At 60.7% G+C, this 20,377-nt stretch carries 15 protein-coding genes and 1 pseudogene; 4 read left to right on the top strand and 12 right to left on the bottom strand.

Going from position 1 to position 20,377, the window contains the following annotated elements:
* Positions 1 to 178: 178 nt before the first annotated feature.
* From QWZ03_RS05055 to QWZ03_RS05020, 9 genes and pseudogenes are all read right to left on the bottom strand, one after another.
* Positions 179 to 1,234, bottom strand: a complete 1,056-nt coding sequence (locus QWZ03_RS05055; RefSeq protein ID WP_290331743.1) for a protein-glutamate methylesterase/protein-glutamine glutaminase — start codon at positions 1,232 to 1,234, stop codon at positions 179 to 181.
* Complete coding sequence (gene cheD, locus QWZ03_RS05050; protein WP_290331742.1) at positions 1,231 to 1,869, bottom strand: chemoreceptor glutamine deamidase CheD; 639 nt, start codon at positions 1,867 to 1,869, stop codon at positions 1,231 to 1,233. Before cheD ends, QWZ03_RS05055 begins: the two co-directional genes overlap by 4 nt.
* The gene (locus QWZ03_RS05045) at positions 1,866 to 2,768 is read right to left on the bottom strand and encodes a CheR family methyltransferase (RefSeq protein ID WP_290331741.1); all 903 of its coding nucleotides are present in this window, start codon (positions 2,766 to 2,768) and stop codon (positions 1,866 to 1,868) included. The genes cheD and QWZ03_RS05045 overlap by 4 nt, the downstream gene beginning before the upstream one ends.
* Entirely contained in the window at positions 2,769 to 3,908 is a 1,140-nt protein-coding gene (locus QWZ03_RS05040; protein ID WP_441302634.1) for a methyl-accepting chemotaxis protein, read from the bottom strand.
* A gap of 30 nt (positions 3,909 to 3,938) precedes the next feature.
* A pseudogene (locus tag QWZ03_RS21055) lies at positions 3,939 to 4,475 on the bottom strand (MCP four helix bundle domain-containing protein); the annotation flags it as partial.
* A 32-nt stretch (positions 4,476 to 4,507) separates the two neighbouring features.
* The gene (locus tag QWZ03_RS05035; protein ID WP_290331739.1) at positions 4,508 to 4,984 is read right to left on the bottom strand and encodes a chemotaxis protein CheW; all 477 of its coding nucleotides are present in this window, start codon (positions 4,982 to 4,984) and stop codon (positions 4,508 to 4,510) included.
* Positions 4,985 to 5,007: 23 nt separating this feature from the next.
* Positions 5,008 to 7,233 carry a chemotaxis protein CheW gene (locus QWZ03_RS05030; RefSeq protein ID WP_290331738.1) on the bottom strand — a complete coding sequence of 742 codons (2,226 nt, stop codon included), beginning with the start codon at positions 7,231 to 7,233 and terminating at the stop codon, positions 5,008 to 5,010.
* Positions 7,234 to 7,599: 366 nt separating this feature from the next.
* Positions 7,600 to 7,962 carry a response regulator gene (locus tag QWZ03_RS05025; protein WP_284197494.1) on the bottom strand — a complete coding sequence of 121 codons (363 nt, stop codon included), beginning with the start codon at positions 7,960 to 7,962 and terminating at the stop codon, positions 7,600 to 7,602.
* A gap of 109 nt (positions 7,963 to 8,071) precedes the next feature.
* Positions 8,072 to 9,196 (bottom strand): methyl-accepting chemotaxis protein, encoded by a 1,125-nt coding sequence (locus QWZ03_RS05020; RefSeq protein ID WP_290331737.1) that lies wholly within the window; start codon positions 9,194 to 9,196, stop codon positions 8,072 to 8,074.
* 267 nt (positions 9,197 to 9,463) lie between these two features.
* On the opposite strand from QWZ03_RS05020, the gene QWZ03_RS05015 reads away from it, so the two are divergent.
* Positions 9,464 to 9,847 (top strand): hypothetical protein, encoded by a 384-nt coding sequence (locus tag QWZ03_RS05015; protein WP_290331736.1) that lies wholly within the window; start codon positions 9,464 to 9,466, stop codon positions 9,845 to 9,847.
* A 33-nt stretch (positions 9,848 to 9,880) separates the two neighbouring features.
* The gene (locus QWZ03_RS05010) at positions 9,881 to 10,726 is read left to right on the top strand and encodes a substrate-binding periplasmic protein (protein ID WP_290331735.1); all 846 of its coding nucleotides are present in this window, start codon (positions 9,881 to 9,883) and stop codon (positions 10,724 to 10,726) included.
* 70 nt (positions 10,727 to 10,796) lie between these two features.
* Here QWZ03_RS05010 and QWZ03_RS05005 read toward each other — a convergent pair whose 3' ends face one another.
* Both QWZ03_RS05005 and QWZ03_RS05000 read right to left on the bottom strand, forming a co-directional pair.
* Positions 10,797 to 12,605 (bottom strand): phytase, encoded by a 1,809-nt coding sequence (locus QWZ03_RS05005; RefSeq protein ID WP_290331734.1) that lies wholly within the window; start codon positions 12,603 to 12,605, stop codon positions 10,797 to 10,799.
* Between the two features lie 23 nt (positions 12,606 to 12,628).
* Positions 12,629 to 15,115: a TonB-dependent receptor gene (locus tag QWZ03_RS05000; RefSeq protein ID WP_290331733.1), complete on the bottom strand. Its 2,487-nt coding sequence runs from the start codon at positions 15,113 to 15,115 to the stop codon at positions 12,629 to 12,631.
* A 314-nt stretch (positions 15,116 to 15,429) separates the two neighbouring features.
* Between QWZ03_RS05000 and QWZ03_RS04995 the strand changes: the two genes are divergently transcribed.
* Positions 15,430 to 16,326: a GGDEF domain-containing protein gene (locus QWZ03_RS04995; RefSeq protein WP_290331732.1), complete on the top strand. Its 897-nt coding sequence runs from the start codon at positions 15,430 to 15,432 to the stop codon at positions 16,324 to 16,326.
* A gap of 4 nt (positions 16,327 to 16,330) precedes the next feature.
* Complete coding sequence (locus QWZ03_RS04990) at positions 16,331 to 17,356, top strand: AraC family transcriptional regulator (protein ID WP_290331731.1); 1,026 nt, start codon at positions 16,331 to 16,333, stop codon at positions 17,354 to 17,356.
* Positions 17,357 to 17,439: 83 nt separating this feature from the next.
* On the opposite strand, the gene clpB is transcribed toward QWZ03_RS04990, so the two are convergent.
* Positions 17,440 to 20,022, bottom strand: a complete 2,583-nt coding sequence (clpB, locus tag QWZ03_RS04985) for an ATP-dependent chaperone ClpB (protein ID WP_290331730.1) — start codon at positions 20,020 to 20,022, stop codon at positions 17,440 to 17,442.
* Positions 20,023 to 20,377: the final 355 nt, after the last annotated feature.

The raw sequence follows: 20,377 nt of genomic DNA, 5'->3' as shown, positions 1-20,377 counted from the left end.
TGGCGGTTTCCTGACTTAGGGTCGGAAACCGCACCGCAGACAGCTTGCTGGGGCATAGGATTAGCGCTGAGTCAGTGCGAGGATGAGTGGTATATGTTCGCTATATGACTGATCTGGAAGGTATAAATAAGCCGGTGCAGGATGCCGGCAAGGTGGCGATATCAATCGCTGGTACTATTTACTCCCGCAATTGCCGCAATACGCCTGCCGCGATGGCCTCCAGCGGTAGAACTTCGTCCACTGCACCCGCGCGCACCGCTTCCTTGGGCATGCCAAACACCACGCAACTGTCTTCATCCTGTGCCAGGTTGTAGGCGCCTGCCTGCTTCATTGCCAGCATGCCCTGGGCGCCGTCGGCACCCATGCCGGTGAGGATGACGCCCACAGTACGCTTGGCGCTGAGTTGGGCGATGGAATGAAACAGTACATCTACCGCCGGTCTATGCCGGTTGACCCGCTCGGTGGCCAGTAGTCTGCAGCAGAGATGGCCGGCCTCACGTTCCAGGGCAAGGTGGTAGTCACCGGGCGCGATATAGACGTGGCCGGGGCGCAGGCGCTCGCCATGTTCTGCTTCCTTGATGGTGAGAGCGCAGATACCGTTGAGGCGGTTGGCGAATGGCTGGGTAAAGGCGGGGGGCATATGCTGCACCACGACGATGGGTGGCATCTCGGCCGGCAAGCCCAAAAGGACGGTCTGCAAGGCTTGGGTACCACCGGTAGAGGCGCCGATGGCGACCAGCCGGGTGTGCATGATATTGCTGCTGACGCCAGCGATGGCAGGTACGGGCTTTGCCACGGAAAGGTTTGCGGCCCTGGGCTGGCGCAGGCTCAGGCGTGCGCTGGCCGCCATGCGGAGCTTTTCGACTATCTCTTCGCCAGCTTCGCGCAAACCCCGCTGCAGATCGCGCGGCTTGGCCACGCAGTCGACGGCACCGAGCTCCATGGCACGCAAAGCGGTGTCGGAGCCGGCGCCGGTCAGGGTAGAGATCATGATGACCGGTGTGGGCTTGAGCCGCATCAGCTTGTCTAGGAAATCCAGCCCATTCATCCTGGGCATCTCGATATCGAGGGTGATGGCATCGGGCGAGAGTGTACGGATCAGCTCGCGCGCGGCCAGCGGATCTGGCGCTGCGCCGACGACCTCCATATCGGGCTCGGCATTGATGATGCTGGTCAGCAGCTTGCGCATGAGCGGCGAGTCATCCACCACGACCACGCGTAGGGTCTTTTTCATCGCGGCTTCTCCGGTGCATCGGGCATAAACAGTTCCACCGAGCCTTCGATATTGTCGCGTTGCAGATGTGCGCGGTAATCCAGCTCACGCTGCAGGATGGTGTCGTTGTGCAGCACGGTAATACGTTTGACTCTGACCTTGCCACTATCGCTGAAGAAATAGACTTTGCGTGGCTGCTGCCCCAGCAGGTCTTCCGCCACAATGGGAATGCCTTCGTCGTGCAGGTAGTGCTGGATGAATGCGGCATTGCGCTTGCCTATGTTGACGGCCCCCATGCCGTGCAAGACATCGCCGCCACCAAACACCTTGGCTTCGACATAGCGACGTTCTGCTCCCAGTTTGAGCATGTCGTTCAGCAGGGCCTCCATGGCATAAGCACCATAGCGGGTGGGTAGGCCTATCAGTGGGTGGGCGGTATCGCCACGGCCATCGGGCAGCATGAAGTGATTGATACCGGCAATGCCATTGATGCGGTCGCGCAGGCAGACCGCAATGCAGGAGCCCAAAACCGTGACCAGCAAGGTCCCCCGGCCGGTGGCGTAGTATTCGCCCGGCAGTATCTTGGCGGCCTCGCGTTCAAAGTGCTTGTCGTAGTAGCGATTTGGGGCTGCTTTTTCGTGCCAGCGTTCGTTCATGGCCGCGGCCCTTTGGCTCGATAGGCCGTCTTGCCCACCGTCTCCAGTATCAGCCCGCTACCCTGGGGATTCTCTGAGTGGCCCAGAAACAGCACACCTTGGGGCTTGAGTTGGCTGACCAGCCTGGCTGTGAGGGTGTATTGGTCCTCGCGCTTGAAGTAGATCAGCACATTGCGGCAGAAGATGAAATCAAAATGTCCGGCGATGGGCCAACGGGCTTCCAGCAGGTTGCAGGGCATGAAGCTGACCATGCGCTTGAGTTCCGGACAGACCCTGGCGTAGCCATGGCGCTTGCCGGTACCGCGCTGGAAGAATTGCCGTATGCGCTCCAGTGGCATCTTGGTGACCCGCTCCAGCGAATAAATGCCTTGTTCGGCATGGGCCAGCGCCCGGATGTCGATGTCGCTGGCGACGATCTCCACAGGGGTATCAAAACGGCCATAGGCCTCGGCTACGGTCATGGCAATGGTATAGGGCTCTTCTCCGGTGGATGCTGCCGCGCACCAGATGCGACTGGGCTCTCGCCCGCGCGCGTGCAGCAGTTCACTTAGCATCTCGAAATGATGGGGCTCGCGATAGAACGCTGTCAGATGGGTGGTGAGTGCGCTGGTGAAGTCTTCCCATTCGGGGTGGGTGGCGTCCTTGCGCAGCAGGGTAAGGTAGGACGTGATGCTGGGCAGGCCCAGTGCACGTACGCGCTTGGACAAGCGGTTGTAGACCATGTGCTGCTTGCACTCGGCCAGTGCCACACCTGCTCGCTCACGTATCATTTCACGGGCCAACTGGAAGTCGGTCCCGGTATAGGCGAAGTCGCGGGCGGCATTGAGCACGCGGGGCGAGCCGGGGGGGTTACCCGCCATTGCGGCTCCCCCCTGCGCCATGCTGTCTTGGCGGGACAATTAGAACTCCGACCAATCCTCGTCGTCATGCTTTCCCGCTGCCACCGGTTGGGCTGCCTTGGCGACGGCGGGGTGAGCCGATTTGGCGACCGGCTTGTGCCCCACCGCCTTGGTTGCTGGACGGCTGGCAACATGGCGTGGGGCAGGGCTGCTGCGTACGCTGCGTACATCGTCCAGCTTGAAGCGGTTGACGGCTTCCATCAGCAGGCGCGCCTGATCTTGCAGCGAGCCGGCGGCGGCGGCGGCTTCTTCCACCAGGGCGGCGTTCTGCTGGGTCACTTCGTCCATTTGGGTCACGGCCGTATTGACCTGCTCGATGCCGGAACTCTGCTCGGCCGAGGCATTGGAGATGTCCCCCATGATGCCGGTGACCTTGCGTATGCTGCCGACCACTTCTTCCATGGTAATGCCGGCGCGATCCACCTGGGCGGTACCCACGGTCACGCGTTCCACCGAGTCACCGATCAAGGATTTGATCTCCTTGGCTGCGGCCGCCGAGCGCTGCGCCAGGCTGCGCACCTCGCCTGCCACCACGGCAAAGCCACGGCCCTGCTCGCCTGCGCGGGCGGCCTCGACTGCGGCATTCAGGGCCAGGATATTGGTCTGGAAGGCAATACCGTCGATGACGCCGATGATGTCCACGATCTTCTTGGACGATTCGTTGATCTCGGCCATGGTGGTGACCACCTGGCCCACAGCCTCGCCACCCTTCTGGGCAATGCCGCTGGCGCCTTCGGCCAGGCGGTTGGCTTCTCGGGCATTCTCGGCATTCTGTTTTACGGTGGAGGTCAGTTCCTCCATGCTGGCGGCAGTTTCTTCCAGGCTGGCGGCTTGCTCCTCGGTACGCTGGGAAAGGTCGATATTGCCAGCGGCAATCTCCTGCGAGGCCGTGTTGATGGTCTCCACGCTGGTGCGTATATCACCCACGATTTGCAGCAGACCGTCATTCATGGAGCGTAACGCCTTGATCAACTGACCGGTTTCGTCGTTGCGATCAGTTTCTATCTTCTGGGTCAGGTCACCGGCGGCAACACCCTCGGCCAATGCCACGGCCTGGCGTATGGGCTGGACTACCGAGCCGGTAATCATCCAACCCGCCACAATGCCTATCAGCAATGCAATGACCGCCACGGCTATCATCAGGTTGCGGGCGAACAGGTAATTGGCGTAGGCCTCATCGTATTTTTCCGCTGCGGCAGCCATCTGAAACTCGATGAATTCGGAGACGGTGGACTGCAGCTTGTCCTGTGCCGCCTTGAGCGGCCCATGCAGCATGACCGTGGCTTCGGCATTCTTGTTTTCACCGCCAAGGCGCAAGACCTCCTTCTCTATCGGTTCGGTTTGCACGCTCAGTTCATTCAGCGTGACCAGGCGTTTTTTGCCGCCCTCGGAGATGGTCAATTCTTCCAGCTTCTTCATGGTGGCATTGAAGTCGGAGACCGATTTGGCGTACACCGCCCGGCTTTGCGTGATACCGGCCTCATCGGTATAGAGAATGACGTCCCGCATGGCGATGGTGCTGGCATTGACGGAGTCGATCAGATCATTGGCAAGCTTGACCACCACAGCCCGGCGATTGGCCATATCGTCCAGGTCATTGGCAAGATTGCCCATGCGGTTGATGCTGATGGCAACAACGGCGATCAGCAGAAACAATATCAAGCCAAAGCCAAAGCCAAGCCGCAAACCTATTTTCCAGTTCTTCATTTTCCCCACTCCCTTAGCTAACGATTTCTTGCTTAAGCCGCGCTGGCTGCTGCATCCGCTACCAATTCCATTTCACGCCCGGTCATCAATTTTTCGATGTCGACCAGAATCAGCATGTGCTCATCCATGGGGGCCAGCCCCACGATGTAGGCGGTGTCTACCGCCGCACCAAAATCCGGGGTGGCCTGTACGATGTTGTCGGTCAGGGCAATCACATCCGAGACCCCATCCACCACAGCACCTACTACCCGGCCCGCCAGGTTGAGGATGATGACCACGGTAAACTCGCCATAGCTGGGTTCGCCGATGGCGAACTTCACCCGCAGGTCGGTGATCGGTACGATGGCGCCACGCAGGTTGATCACCCCCAGGATGAAAGGGGGGGCGTTCGCGATCCGGGTGGGGGGCTCAAAGCCGCGTATCTCCTGCACCTTGAGGATATCGATGGCGTATTCCTCTTCCCCCAGGGTGAAAACCAGGTGCTCACGGCTGTTGCTGTTGTGTTCCATGCCTGTTCCTTCCTGCGTCGCTGTTATGCCTTACGCGCCAGTGCGCTGACGTCCACGATCAACGCCACCCGGCCATCCCCCAGAATGGTGGCGCCCGACATGCCCTGAACCCTGCGGTAGTTGGCTTCCAGATTCTTGACCACCACCTGCTGCTGCCCCAGTAGTTCATCTACCCACAGTGCCATTTGCTGATTGCCCGATTCGATCAACATGACGATGCCCTCGGTAGGCTGGCTGGATTTGGGCGTACAGCCCACCACCTCGTGCAGGGCAATCAGCGGCAGGTAGTCGTTGCGTACCTGTACCACCCGGCCGCGGCCGTTGACGGTGCGGCATTGCTCGGCCACCGGCTGCAGCGACTGGCGTATGGCATTGAGCGGCAGGATGTAGGTTTCACCGCCACTGCCCACCAGCATGCCGTCCAGAATGGCCAGGGTCAGCGGCAGCCGTATCCGCATGGTGGAGCCGAAGCCGGACATGGATTCAATCTCGACGCTGCCGCCCATGGACTGGATGTTCTTGCGTACCACGTCCATGCCTACGCCACGGCCTGATACATCGGTGACCTCGGCGGCGGTGGAGAAGCCTGCCTCGAAGATCAGCATCCAGACATCCTGATCCGTCATGCCATCGGCCAGGGGCAAGCCGTTTTCGCGGGCCTTGGCCAGGATGCGTTCACGGTTCAGGCCGGCGCCATCATCACGAACCTCGATCACCACATTGCCACCTTGCTGGAAGGCGGCCAGAGTAAGCATGCCGGTCTCTGGCTTGCCACGGGCCACGCGGGTCTCGGTAGACTCGATGCCATGGTCCAGGCTGTTGCGCACCAGGTGGGTGAGCGGGTCCACCAGCTTTTCGACAAAGCCTTTATCGAGTTCGGTCTGCTCGCCCACCAGCCGCAGCTCTACCTTTTTACCCAGCTTGGCCGCCAGATCGCGCACCACGCGGGGAAAACGGCTGAACACCGTGGACATCGGTATCATGCGGATGGACATGACCGATTCCTGCAGCTCTCGGGTATTGCGTTGAAGCTGGTCTATACCAGCCAGCAGGCGGGTATGCAGCAAGGGGTCCAGGCCTGAGGCACTCTGCGCCAGCATCGACTGGGTAATGACCAGTTCGCCCACGAAGTTGAGCAACTGATCCACCTTGGTCACATCCACCCGTATGGTGGCGGCTTCGCCCTTGTCGCCAGCACGGCGGTTATGCTGGGCGGCCTCTGCCAATTTGCTCGCCTCAGCGGCCTTTGCTGCTGCAGCCTGGGCTTCGGCTTGCTCGGCCTGCCGCGCGGCTTCTGCCTGCTTGACGGCCTGGGCATCGAGATAGCCGTAATCGACCCCTTCACGGCCAGCTGGGGCATCGGGGGCGATGCTGGGCAAGGGTTCAAAGAAGCCGTAATCGGTATCACCCGCGCTGGCGCCAGCATCTGTCTGTGCCGGTAGCGGCTCGAAAAAGCCGAATGCTTCGGTGGCTTGGGCAGGGCTATCTTCAAAGAAGCCGAAGTCCGTGCCTTCGCTGGCTGTGCTGGAGGGGGGCGTAGCGACGCTCCCTGCGGCAGGCGGTGTGGGTTCAGGGTGGTGGCTCTGTAATTCAAACCGGTCAGATGGCAGGACAAACGCCAGTGATTCGCGCAGATCTTCGCCGGAATCCAGGCTCTGTATGGCAAGCTGCAGCAGCAGGAGTTCGCCTTCATGCTGGCGGGCGAGTTCGGTGATGGCGCCCAGATTGGCTAGAGAAGCGAGCAGGGCTGCCGTATCTGCCGCAGGGTCCAACCGCAGGTTCAGGCGCCAATCTGTTGGCGATGGTGCGAGTGTGGCGACGTAGACATGCGCCTCGGGGGCGTCTGGCGGTATTTCGCCGGCAGCGTGCTCCAGCGCTTCCAGCGCGCTTTGCACCGTGGCGATGCCCGCCAGGTCTGGCGTGGCGCCATCGCGGTGTACTGCCACCATATTGGCGAGTACATCCCCGGTTCGCAGAAAGATATCCACCATCTCGGGCGTGATGGCCATGCTGCCTTTGCGTACCCTATCCAGCAGGTTCTCCAGGATGTGGGTGAGCGCAGCCAGGTCATTGAAACCAAAGGTGCCCGCACCGCCCTTGATAGAATGCGCTGCGCGGAAAATGGCGTTGAGGTCTTCGCTATCGGGTGCGTTCAGGTCCAACCCCAATAGCAGCGACTCAAAACTGGCCAGGTGTTCTTCGGCTTCTTCAAAGAAGGCGCCAAAGAACTTGCTGAGATCGACTTCCATCCTTGCTCCCCAAGGCCGGCAGCTCAGGCTGCCAGGCTATCTGCCGGGAGACACCTGCAAACCCCTTCATGGCGTTGCTGTGAGAGTTTGACCAATCCCGCAACGCTGGGTCTTGCTGGCAGCTCCTGCTGTGCTTCGCCCTTAAGAGCTGCTAACAAAACCTTCTGGCGTTGTTGTGCGAGCTTGCCGTACCTACGTACTGCCAGCTGCGCGCGCCATCGCTCGCACGCCTAGCCAGAAACGCTAGGCTGGTTTTTGTTAGCCGCTCAAAACAGGGCTGTTTTCGTGTGGTCCTACACTGTGGGTGCTTTGCCCTAGTGGTATTTTCGGGCCAGGTTGCGGCTCGCTTGTGACGATCTATCTCGGTTACCCAATCAACTTGCGAACCACATCGACCATGGTTTGTGGATTGAACGGTTTGACTATCCAGCCGGTGGCACCCGCAGCGCGGCCGGCCTGTTTCATGGCGTCGCTGGATTCGGTGGTGAGCATCAGGATGGGCGTGGTCTTGTAGGAGGGCAGGCTGCGCAGGGCCTTGATCATGCTGAGGCCGTCCATGCCAGGCATGTTCTGGTCGGTGATGATGAGGTTGCAGGGATTGGACTTGGCCTGGTTGAGGCCGACATTGCCGTCGCCTGCTTCAATCACCTCATAGCCAGCATTCTTGAGGGTAAAGCTCACCATCTGGCGGATGGAAGGGGAGTCATCAACAGTCAATATGGTCTTCATGATTTGCTGCTCGCTCCTCGAATACCGGGTGGGGTAGCTCTACTAGCACACCAGCGGTACGTGGTTGATATGCGCTTCTTCAGCCATGAGCATCTGAAAATCCCGATACTCAGAACAGGTCTACGCCGCCTTGGCTGATATTGCTTTGTGCTACCGGGTTGTGGGCCAGGTTGGCCGCGGTTTCATCCAGTTTGTCCTGGCAGCGCGCCAATGCATCGCTGCCGCCGCCAGCTTGCAAGGCCTTGCGGCACTCTGCTGCTGCGTCGGCCGCCACCAACAGACCGTCCAGCCGCCGACGCGCATGGCCCAGCAACTGGTTCACCATGTCCTGGAACTGCAGTGCCATGGTGGCATCGGCAATGCCACCCTCGGTGGTGCGGGCAATGTCGTGCAGTGAGCCGAGCGCTTGGTCCTGGTTGTCGTGCAGTTTTTTCAGGTCGACCAGGGTGTTGTCGACGTTATGGCGTACCCGTTCGGTTTCTGCGCCCTGGCGACTGGCCAGCTCGCCCGCGGCGGATTCCATGCTGACGATGCTGGAGCGCACACCGCCCATATGGTCACGGATGCGGGTACTGAAATCACGGGTATGTTGCGACAGCTTGTGGACTTCCTCTGCTACCACGGCGAAGCCGCGGCCTGCTTCGCCTGCGCGGGCAGCCTCTATGCTGGCGTTGAGCGAGAGGAAATGTATCTTCTTGGCGATATCGTCCAAACCGGCCAATTGCTCGATCATCTGATTGACTCGGCTGCTCATGGCGATCATTTCCTGCGTCAGATGGGCGGCAGTAGCGCTGTTCTCGGCCATTACCTTGCCCACGGTACTCAGCGTATCGCCCGTCTCGTTGATCAGCGCCTCGGCGCCGCTACCCAAACTGCCTTGGGCGATATCCTGCTGCTGGCGGGCTGAGACGGCAATGACGGTAAAGCTGCGGGTAAGGCTGGAAATAGCGTCATTCAGCAGGCTTTGCACCCGGCTTACTTCGTCACTGGCGGCACGGCTTTGTTGCCGTAGCAGGGCGTCCAGTGATTGGTTCAGGCGTGTATCTGCAACCGGTGGCTGCGGCACATCATGTGTGGGCAGTGCCTGGCTGCCATAGCCCGATGGGGCTGGTCGCCAGAGCGCCACAGCCAGGGCTGCCAGTGCTGGCAGCGGGATCAACCATGCAGGAGCGGACAAGGCCAGCAATATGCCGCTCAATACGAGCGCAACCAGGAAAACCGCAGGACGGAACAAGCTCGCTCCTCTCGAAAACAATGCTTTGGCTGTCTACCGGTGGCCAGGGACGGCAATGTTTCGATATGCCGTACTCCAGGCAGCCGACACCCTTATATTGCGGGCGTGTGGTTCTTTATCCGTGGCGTACTGCAGGATTGCAAGGTGACCTTGGAACTTTTTTGTAATCTTGCTTTGGGGACGACCTACGCCATAGCAGCGAGCGTGGCGTACACTAGAAATATAAGCACACCCTATATGTGCGGTATCGAATTAAAGGCGGACATCATGTTTGGTTTCAAAAAGAAGGAGCCCTATCTGACTGTGTCCTGCAAGGGGCGCAAGCTGGATGGGCAGGCCGTGCTGGCACTGCAGGTGGCGGAGCTGGATTTGCCGGCCATCGTGAAGAAGGCTGATACGGTGGAGGCCTGCAGCCGCGTGTCGTTCGGCAAGATCTATCAGAAACCCGGTACCTTGCTAGATGACAACGATACCGACGATCAAGGCTATACCGCGCGATTTGACAAAATCACCAAATCCATCGGGGTCAACTTGCGGCAGGGTTATATGCGCCAGACCTTGGTATTTGCGACGCGCGATCCTGATACCGTTTGCGCCGAATTGGGCCTGAGCCTGGAAGTGGAAGGGCCGTCTGAGCCCACCGTGAGCTAGACGGGGGGAGCCATGCGCTACTGCTTGCCTTGCATGGCCGGTATATTGAATATTCTGGCCTTGTGGATATTGACTGCTACGCCAGCTATGGCGGCCGGCACGACGGATTGTGCCCGCCCCTGGCGATTGGGTTACACGCTGTTCTGGCTGGATGCGGAAGGAGACCAGCCTGCCCGCCCGGGTTCTGTACGGGGGGTGGATTATGATCTGATCAATGAACTGGCCCGTCGCGTGGGGTGCTCCACCATACAGATGCAGATGCCGCTTACCCGGGTGCTGAAGCAGGTGGAGAGTGGTGGCGTGGATATCAATGGGCAAAAGGTCTGCACCCCTGAGCGGGGCCGCTACGCTTGGCTTTTGCCCTATCTGCGTGGCAAGAACCATATCCTGTTCAGGCGCGACCAGGGCTTTCCCGCGAAGATGCAGGATGCGCTGGCCGATGATCGCCTACGCATCGGTGTGGTACGCGGTGGCGTCTATGGTGCTGCCTACGACAACCTGCTGCTGTCGTTCCGGGCTCGTGGCAAAGTGGTGGAGGAGCCCGATCTGGATAGCCTTTACCGGGTATTCAGGCTGGGCCGTGTCGGCGCGATCATCTCGACGCCGCCAACCTATCAGGCCATGCTGGGCCAGCGTTATCTGGATGAACAGGTGATGGTGGTGGATTGGGCGCCCGATGAACCGGTTTACCCGGTCTGCCTGCTGTTGTCGCGCAAGAACTTCAATGCGGAACAGGCTGCCAATGTGGCAGCTGCTCTCAAGACCATGCGCCAAGATGGCACCATACAGCGCATACTGGCGCGCCACCTGGGGGCGAAGGTGGGGGGTAGCCTGTTGTTGTCGGCGGATACCCCGGCGTTGCTGGATACGCCGCGCTGAGGGCGTGGGTGGAATCCCTCGCTCCAGGCAGGCTGGCCTGAGCAAGGCCAGCCTCTATCTCGAGGTACGCTCAATCCAGCTTCAATGCCTCGGCTATGCCAGACCACGGCACATATTTGAAGTTCTGCGGGCCATCAGGCAGGCGCTTGTGACCATCCTGCACTACCAGCATGCCCTCCTGCCAGCCCGTCCCCAGATTGGCCGAGGTGACATCCAGGCCGTCGGTTTCGGATGCGGCATCAATGCCACGATCCAGATTGATGCCGACCCGGAAAGCACCACGGTAGCGATAGGGCGCCTGCGCATCCAGCACCACATAGCTGTCATTGCCCTGGCTGGAGACCAGCAGGTAGGTATGGCGGGGCCCGTAGTACAAGGCCATACCTTCCACATCGGCCTGCAAACGCTGGCCTACCGGCAAGATCAGGCGCGCCTGGCTGGGGGCGTCGGCACGCGCCGAGGTAGTCCAGACGCCCTTGTCCTCTTCACCGAAAAACAGCACGCCCTCGGCATCATGAGCGACACAACCCTCAGGCTGGCTACCGGTGCGGAACTCACGTAGCAGATGGCCTTGCAGCTTGCCGTCCTGCATGGCCAGGCGGTAGTGCAGGAAGCGGCCATCCTTGTCGTTGACAAACGCTTCCAGTCCGCCACCTTTGGGCTGGTAGAGGCAGACACCGTAGATGTCCTGCTGCCCGGTAGGTATGCGCCCCAGTTCGCTGACCACGCCATTGCTGCCGATGTTGAACACCACCAAGGCCAGATCATCGCGGTGGGTGGCTACCGCGAGATCCAGCGTCTGCGTGCCGAGTTTGACCTGCTGGCGTATGTCCACATTATTGAGGCGGCCTACCGCCAACAGCTGTTTTTCCTTGCCCTGCAGATCGTAGACCAACAATCCTTGCTTCTTATTGGTGCCCAGCACACGGCTGTCGGCACGGTTGGACGGATTGATCCAGATAGCGGGGTCGTCGGCGGCGTCACCGAGCTTGGCTACTGGGTCTGTCTGCGCCAGCGGCAGGACGATGGGTAGTGTGTCTGGCTTGGTGGGGGCTTTGGTTGGCCAACGGCTAAGCTGCCACTGGGCTGTGCGGGCATCGCGTACCAGGATGCCCTGCGCCAGGCTGGCTATGCCATCACGCTCATGCGCCTGCGGCAGGCGGCGGAGGTATTGCCAGGCTTGATCAACGTAACGCACCAAGTGCAACGCCAAGCCAGCCTGATCGAGTACTGCCACCCCGCCGGGCAGTGCCACCACCTGGCTGGCGCCGCCCTTGAGCTTGCCATAAGGCTGTTTCAGCAGTACCGCCTGGCGCTGGAATGGGCGCTCGGCATCGGCTGGGTAGGCCCAGACACCAAAATCCTCTTCCACCAGCAATAGCTGGCGGCTGGCATCATCGACCTGGCAGTGGACCACGCCCGGTGGCAGTGACAGGTTGCGTACCTTGCGGGCTGGGCTCGCCGAGAGCAGCCATTGTTCCCCCTGGCCTTCCTCGCCGATCAAAAACGCGTGTAGCAGGGCTTGCGGGTCACGATAGAGGCAGAGTGCTTCCACGCTGAAACGCGTAGCTGGCAAAGTCGCTAGCCTTTGCAACTGGCCGGGCCTGGCATCAAGCAGCTGTACTTGCTGGCTGCCGTAGTCGACCACGGCCGCGATATGGCCGCGTGCATCCAGTTGCGTGGATTTGATGGCCAGCCGGCCAGTTTCCTGGCCTTGCCCGTCCAGCTGCCGCAATTGATGCTGCTCGCGGGCCAGCCAAAAGCCGCCATCCAGTGCGGCCAGTTGTTCTGCCGGGTGTACGGCGGCGGGCAGGCCGGTGGGTTGGGCCGAAGCGATCAAGCTGGCCAGATAAAGTACCGTAACGATAGTTTTTTTCATCGGTTTGTTCTCGCGTCTACGGATCAATTGAGCGTGTACTTCAGGCCGAGCTTGTAGGTGCGGCCATAGGTCTCGAACTGGGCATTGTGGCGGCGCTGGCCCATGTAGGCGTAGTAGGGCTCATTGCCCAGGTTCAAAGCCTCGAAGCTCAGCATCATGGCCTTGCCCAGCTTGTAGCTGGCTGAGAAGTCGTACTGGGTCTGGCTTGCTACATAGAGATCGCGGCGGGCGTCCAGTACATCGCTGACCTCCAGCAGATAGGCCGACTTGTAATTGGTGGCCAGGCGCAGGCTGACGGGGCCGCTTTCGTAGCCCAGCGTCAGGTTTGCCGTGCGGTCTGACTGGCTGGGCAGGGGAACATCACGCGCCACCATCCGGCCCAAGTCTGCATCGTAACGGCTGATGCTGGCGATGGAGTCGGAAAAGGTGGCATTGGCTGACAGCAGCCAGCCCTGGGCGAATGACTGTACGTAGTTCAGTTCCACGCCACGGACGCTGGCCCTGCCGCCATTGGCAAAGCTGCTCGCCTCGTCAAAGTCTGTCCAGCGGCCGGTACCGGCCAGGTCGGTGCCGTAGATGAAGTTGTCCATGCGCTTGTGGAATACATAGGCCGACAGGGTGCCGGCTGTGACCAGGCGCTGTTCCAGACCGAGGTCCAGGTTGCGGGATTCCAGCGGCTTGAGGTCGGGGTTGCCAAAGCTGGCTTCATCGCCATCGATGACAAAGCCGGGCGCCATCTGACCGAAGGTGGGGCGCACCACGGAATGCGTCAGCGCCATCCGCAAACTGGTGTGTCGATCCAGATCATGGCGGGCGTGCAGCGCAGGCAGCCAGTGGTGGTATTTGCGCGCTGTGTGGCTGGCGATGAAGCTGCCATTTTCCAGTCCGGTGCCATCAGCCTTGAGCCGGGTGCCTTCATAGCGCACCCCCGCCAGCCAGCGCCAGTCTCCGGTTTCGAACTGGGCTTGCAGATAGGCGGCGCGAATCCTTTCCGTCAGGCTGAAGTCATTCACGCGGGAGCCTTCTTCATCGGCATAGGCAGTGCGGTCCAGCTTACCCAGCAGGCTATCTATCTTGCTGGCATCAATACGTGGACCAAAACGGCCCAGTTTCCAGTCTGCTGCACCGTCACTGTAGTGGCTCAGCTGAAGCTGGCTTTCGTTCTGGCCGGCATCGTCGAGATCCTCGAACAACCAGATGTCTTCGTCGCCGGTTTTTTCGCGATGGCTGGCCTTGCCACCGAACTTGAGCCTGATGTCGGCCTGACCCACCTGCAGGTTGCGTGCAAGATCAAGGCGGAGGTGGCGTTCCCTGTCCTTGAACTGGGTATGTGCCAGCTCAACCTCCTTGAGGCCATAGGCCTGGGCGTCGTACAGGCTGGCAGGCCCCACCAGGGTAGGTTGCTCACCATTGTGGAAGCCGACATCGGCAAAGCTGTCGCTACCCTCGAATGCGGCACCGGCTATGTGGTCGGGGGTGGTCTCGCTGGCACGGCTGATACCCCCGGCAAGCTTGAGCTGCCATGGCCCAAGCTGCTGCTCGGTACCCAGCGTCAGCGACAGTATCTTCTGGGTTTCCTTGCGTGACTTCAGTTCACGGGTGGATTCAGCCTCACCCAGCTCGCCAGCATCCTGCGCCTCATCAAACTCGATGACATGCGCCTGCCGCTCTTCGGTGTCGCTATAGCGGCTCAGCAGGGTACGGGCATAGTAGCGCTGGCCGGCAACTGCCTTGTAGTCCAGATTGAAAGCCATTCCCAGTCGCTCGCGCGTGATCAGGTAGTTGCGGTTCTCAAACTCTTCCAGCAGCACCTTGTCGTCGTCAAAGTCCCAGTTGCCGCCGGTTTCGATATTGGCGGAGCCGAACTTGCGTTTCTCCAGGCTTAAACCTGCAGCCAGGCCCAGTTTTCCGTCCAGGTAACGGTCGGCAAAGGTGGTGGCGATCTTGGGGCTGGTCTGGCCGGTATGCTGGTCATGGCTGGCTTCTGCCTCGAATGAGCTGAATCGGCCAGGGTAATCGAATGCCGAGACGGTCTTGACCTCCACCGTGCCGCCGATGGAGTTGGCATCCTGATCGGGGGTAAGGGTTTTCTTGACCTCCAGTGAGCGTATGAGGGCGCTGGGTATGACATCCAGCATCACGGCACGACGATCACTCTCGGGTGAGGGAATCAGCCCGCCATTGATGGTGACGCTGTTGAGATCAGGCCCCAGGCCGCGAACCCGGATATATCGGCCCTCGCCCTGGTCGCGTTCTACCGAGACACCGGGTACGCGCTGCAATGCTTCGGCGGCATTTGTGTCTGGCAGGGCGCCGATGGCATCGGCGTGCACCACGCTGACAATGCTGTCATCTGCTTGCTGTACATCCAGTGCATTCCGGATGCGGGCGGCCTGGCCGGTTACCGTAATGGTTGTTACCGGTGCTTCGTCGGCGGCATGCGTACCTTGCATCAGGCTTGCGATGCAGATGGCCATGACGGTACGGCACGGTGTGAGGTGCGACTTCATTGCTTCTCCCTGAGCGATGACGGCGGCTTGCCTGGTTGGCAGGCCGCGCTTCGGGGAGGCAAGCTAGGGTGGGTAGATTGCGTTTTCGTGACGTTGTCCCCAGCGGGACGTTGGAAGGGGCTTGGACAGCATCAATGGCCGTTGCGATGAGCCGGAATGCCCAGGGTAAAACCCAGTGTGGGTAAGGGGGCTGCGCGGAAATCGGGGTGCCAGTGCCGGTAGATGAGCTGAATTGCCCCCCAAGGGGTTTGCAATGGTGCTGACATGCGCGAGACGTAATCTGGCGGTCATCTTGGCAACGACGGTGTACCACCATGCTGCATCTCTATCGTGTTCCGCTGCTTGTGTTTGGGCTGGCCTTGCTGGGCCTACTGTTGCTCTACCAAGGCCTGGGCGAACTCAAACCAAGGGCTGACTGGCAGTGGATGGATGTCGTGGGTGAAGGCGGTACTGCGTTGATGGCCACGATCTGGCTGCTGCAGATATTGAGCAGCAGACCACGGGGCAGGGTAACGGCCTTGCTGGGGCTGGGTTTGGCAGGGGTGGCGCTGGGTGGAATGGCGGATTGCCTGGACGAGTTCTTTCGCCTGCAAGCGGGTGCGAACTGGGACAACTGGCTGGAATCGGCGCTTGGTCCCCTGGGCATGCTGACGCTGACGGTAGGGTTGTACTTCTGGCGCCAGGAGCAGTTTTCCCTGAATGAGCAGCTACTCAAGCGCGAGCGGCTGTTTCGCGATCATCGGGTATTTGATCGTATCACCCAACTGGCCAATGCCGAGTACCTGCAGCAGCAGGTGGCGCTGGAGCGGGCAGCGCGCCCACAAGCGCCTTGCTCGGTGATATTGCTGGATATAGACCGGTTCCACGCGATCAATCGGGCCTATGGGCATGGTGAAGGAGATCGCCTGCTCCAGGCCATCAGCCACTTGTTGTTGCTGAACCTGGGTAACGACGACCTGCTGTGCCGCTATGCTGGCGACCGTTTTGCTATCCTGCTGCCAGGGACAGATCATGCCACCGCCGGCCGCATCGCCAGCCACCTGCGCAGCGTGGTGGGCCAACTGGCCTGGCATACCCGGCAGCAAGGCATCCGGCTACATCTAGGTGCCAGAGTGGTCAGCGCCGTGATGGCAGGCGATGTGGTTACGCAACTGGCCGCGCTGAATGCGGAGCTGGAACCCGCCATGCCGCTCCAGGCGCAGGCATCCTGAGCCTATGCTGGCCGATTGCTATAGCCGGGATACACCGCTGCTGCCTGCCATGCATCAGCCAGCCCTGCTATCGTCGCTGGCGGCACGGCGCGATATGGCAAGCGATATGCTGCTGCGCGGTACAGGCTTGGACGCGTTGGCCTTGAGCGAGGGGAGGGCAGCGGTCAGCCCCGCGCAGCTATTGGCCATGCTGGCCAATCTGGCCAAACAGGATGGGCAACGCGATGTGGCGTTCGAACTGGGGCAGCAATGGCTGCCTGGTCACTATGGCACTATCAGCCTGGCTTTGTTGCAAGCGCCAAATCTGGCTGAGGCCTTGTCCTTGCTGATAACCCATCAGGATCAGCTATGTCCGCTGCTGGGGCCCAGGTTACAGGTGGAAGGTGGGGAACTGCTGCTGTACTGGACCGATAGTGTGGGAGTGGCTGCCTTGATGCCGTTTCTGGTCGAGCTGCACATGACGGCCGTGAGCGCCCTGTGCCGCTGGCTGGCCGACGAGCCATTGCCCTGGCGCTACTGCTTCAATCGCACGCCACCACGCAATTTGGCGCAGCATCAGGTGCACCTCGGTAGCCACCTGCAGTTTGGTTGCCAGCTGGATGCCATGGTGCTGGATAGCCAGTGGCTGCACCAGCCTTGGCCCCGTAGCAATCCTGCGGCTTATGCCATGCTGAAGCAGCAACTGCTCAGGCAGGGCAGGCCACAATACAGCCTGGTGCAGGTACTGTACGACCGCCTGCATGCCCAGATAGGCAATCCACCGACACTGGAAGAGGCTGCCACCCTGCTGGCCACCAGCCCGGCGACCCTCAAGCGCCACCTGGCCAAGCATGGCACGCACTTCCAGGCCTTGCTGGACCTGGTGCGGACGCATGAATCACTGCGCCTGATGCAGTACCACGGCTATGGCCAGGAGGAACTGGCACAATATTTTGGCTTCCACGATGCCCGTAATTTTCGCCGGTCTTTCAAGCGGTGGACGGGCATGGCGGCGAGCCTGCCCTTTTCGTTGGCCGGTGCTCCCTGGTAGATGGCCTTGTTTGGCGCTTTTGAAAGGGCTGGCCTACCGGCGCCTCGCAGCGGATTTGCCTGCGAGGCGCCGGTAAACGCGGTCTAGACCGCCTGGCTGAAGCGCAAGTCACCGTCTACATAGTCCACCACCACTGTTTGCTTGGCGCTGAAGGCGCCGCCCAGTATGGCCTTGGCCAATGGGTTCTCGATTTCGCTCTGGATGGCGCGCTTCAAGGGGCGTGCGCCATAGACCGGATCGAAACCTGCAGTGGCGATGTGGCGTAGTGCCGCGTCGGTGACAGTCAGGCCCATGTCCATGGCAGCCAGCCTTGCTTGTAGGCGCTGCAGCTGGATGCGGGCGATACCGGCGATCTGATCCTCGCCCAGCGCGTGGAATACCACGACTTCGTCTATGCGGTTGAGGAACTCGGGACGGAAATGGCCCTTGACCTCGCCCATCACGGCCAGCTTGACCAACTGGTAGTCGTCGGTGGCCATGGCCTGGATATGCTGCGAGCCCAGGTTGCTGGTCATCACGATCACGGTGTTCTTGAAATCCACGGTACGGCCCTGGCCATCGGTCAGGCGACCATCGTCCAGCACCTGCAGCAGCACATTGAACACATCAGGATGGGCTTTTTCCACCTCGTCCAGCAGGATGACGCTATAGGGCTTGCGTCGCACGGCTTCAGTCAGGTAGCCGCCTTCTTCATAGCCTACATAGCCGGGTGGGGCGCCAATCAAACGGCTGACCGAGTGCTTCTCCATGAACTCGCTCATGTCCACCCGGATGATGTGTTCCTCGGTATCGAACAGGAAGCTGGCCAAGGCCTTGCACAACTCGGTCTTGCCCACGCCGGTCGGGCCCAGGAACAGGAAGCTGCCATAGGGCTTGTTGGGGTCGGCCAGGCCGGAGCGGGAGCGGCGGATGGCGTCTGCCACCAGGGTGACGGCTTCGTTCTGGCCTACCAGGCGCTGGTGTAGGGCCTCTTCCATCTTGAGCAGCTTGTCGCGTTCGCCCGACATCATCTTGCTCACCGGTATGCCGGTGGCGCGGCTGACTACCTCGGCGATCTCCTCGGCACCTACCTGGGTGCGCAGCAGCTTGTTCTGGGTGGTGCCGCTCTCGGCAGCCTCGGCGACATGCAGCTTGGCCTCCAGCTCGGGTAGCTTGCCATACTGCAGCTCGCTCATCTTCTGCCAGTCGCCACGCCGCCGCGCTTCCTCCATCTGCTGCTTGAGTTGTTCGATTTCTTCGCGTATGGCCTGGGAGCCCAGTACCGCCGCTTTCTCGACCTTCCATATTTCTTCCAGGTCGGAGTATTCCTTCTCTAACCGGCCAATTTCTTCTTCAATCAGGCCCAGACGGCGAATGGAGGCTTCGTCCTTCTCGCGGCGGATGGCTTCGCGCTCAATCTTGAGCTGTATGGTGCGCCGCTCCAGCTTGTCCATGACTTCGGGTTTGGAGTCGATCTCCATCTTGATACGCGAGGCAGCCTCGTCGATCAGGTCTATAGCCTTGTCTGGCAGGAAGCGGTCGGTGATATAGCGATGCGACAGCTCGGCAGCGGCCACGATGGCCGGGTCGGTAATCTCCACGCCGTGGTGTATCTCGTATTTCTCCTGCAGGCCACGCAGGATGGCGATGGTGGCTTCCACGCTGGGTTCGTCCACCAGCACCTTCTGGAAGCGCCGTTCCAGTGCGGCATCCTTCTCGATGTATTTGCGGTATTCGTCGAGGGTGGTGGCGCCCAGGCAATGTAGTTCGCCACGGGCCAGGGCGGGCTTGAGCATATTGCCAGCATCCATGGCGCCTTCTGCCTTGCCTGCGCCGACGAGGGTGTGGATCTCGTCGATGAAGATGATGGTATTGCCTTCGTCCTTGGCCAGCTCATTGAGCACGGCCTTGAGGCGCTCTTCGAATTCACCCCGGTATTTGGCGCCCGCCAGCAAGGAGGCCAGATCGAGTACCAGCAGCTTCTTGTGCTTGAGCGATTCAGGTACCTCGCCATTGATGATGCGCTGGGCCAGACCTTCGACGATGGCGGTCTTGCCCACCCCGGGTTCGCCTATCAGCACCGGGTTGTTCTTGGTTCGGCGTTGCAGTACCTGGATGGCGCGGCGTATTTCATCATCACGGCCTATCACCGGGTCCAGCTTGCCCTGGCGGGCTCGCTCGGTCAGATCCAGGGTGTATTTGCTGAGCGCCTCGCGCTTTTGCTCGGCATCGGCACTGTTGACGGCCTCACCACCACGCACGGCATCCACCGCGGCGGTGATGGCCTCCTTCTTGCCGCCGTTGTCCTTGAGCAGGCGGCCGGTTTCGCCTTTGTCCTCGGCCAGTGCCAACAGGAACAGATCGGAAGAAATGAACTGGTCGCCACGCTTGGTCGCGGCCTTGTCTGTCAGGTTCAGCAGATTGGCCAACTCTTTGGAAACCGTGATCTCGCCGCCCGTGCCACTTACCTGTGGCAGGCGCTTGATCGCACCTTCCAACCCGGTGCGCAGGGGGTTGATGTTGACACCCGCACGCGCCAGCAAGGAGCCCGCTCCCGATTCGGCGTCGTAAAGCAGGGCCAGCAGGGTGTGCTGGGGTTCGATATAGCCATTGTCGTTGGCAAGGGCCAGGCTCTGGGCGTCGGCCAGGGCTTGCTGGAATTTGGTGGTCAGCTTGTCGTAGCGCATGGTGATGGCTCCCGTTGTTCAATGCTTCCTAGTTGGGGTAAGTCTGCGCTGTTTTCAAGCAGAAGCTGCGTAATCGGGCGATAGGTTTGATCTTGGTCAAAATTGCCGGGAACTTGTGCCGCCGCCTGGCTGACTACCTTGTTAGCGTACCCAGGCAGGCTGGCGAAGCACCCCGCAGCCTGGCAGTACGTCGCCAGGGAAGCGGTCTCTTAGAGCCGATACAACAAGCTGAACCACGATGCGCGATGTGTCTGCAGTCGCAGGACAGTCGCAGCGGATGTCGCCGACCAGCCTCGCTTGGGTAGGGCCTGCATGCCAGGCCGCACCGGTAAAGCGAAGCGGAGACCGGTTGGTG

The organism is Chitinimonas viridis, assembly GCF_030409555.1.
Classification (GTDB): domain Bacteria; phylum Pseudomonadota; class Gammaproteobacteria; order Burkholderiales; family Chitinimonadaceae; genus Chitinimonas; species Chitinimonas viridis.
Note: the sequence above shows the minus strand (reverse complement) of the source record. Positions and strands in the feature narration are given on the sequence as shown.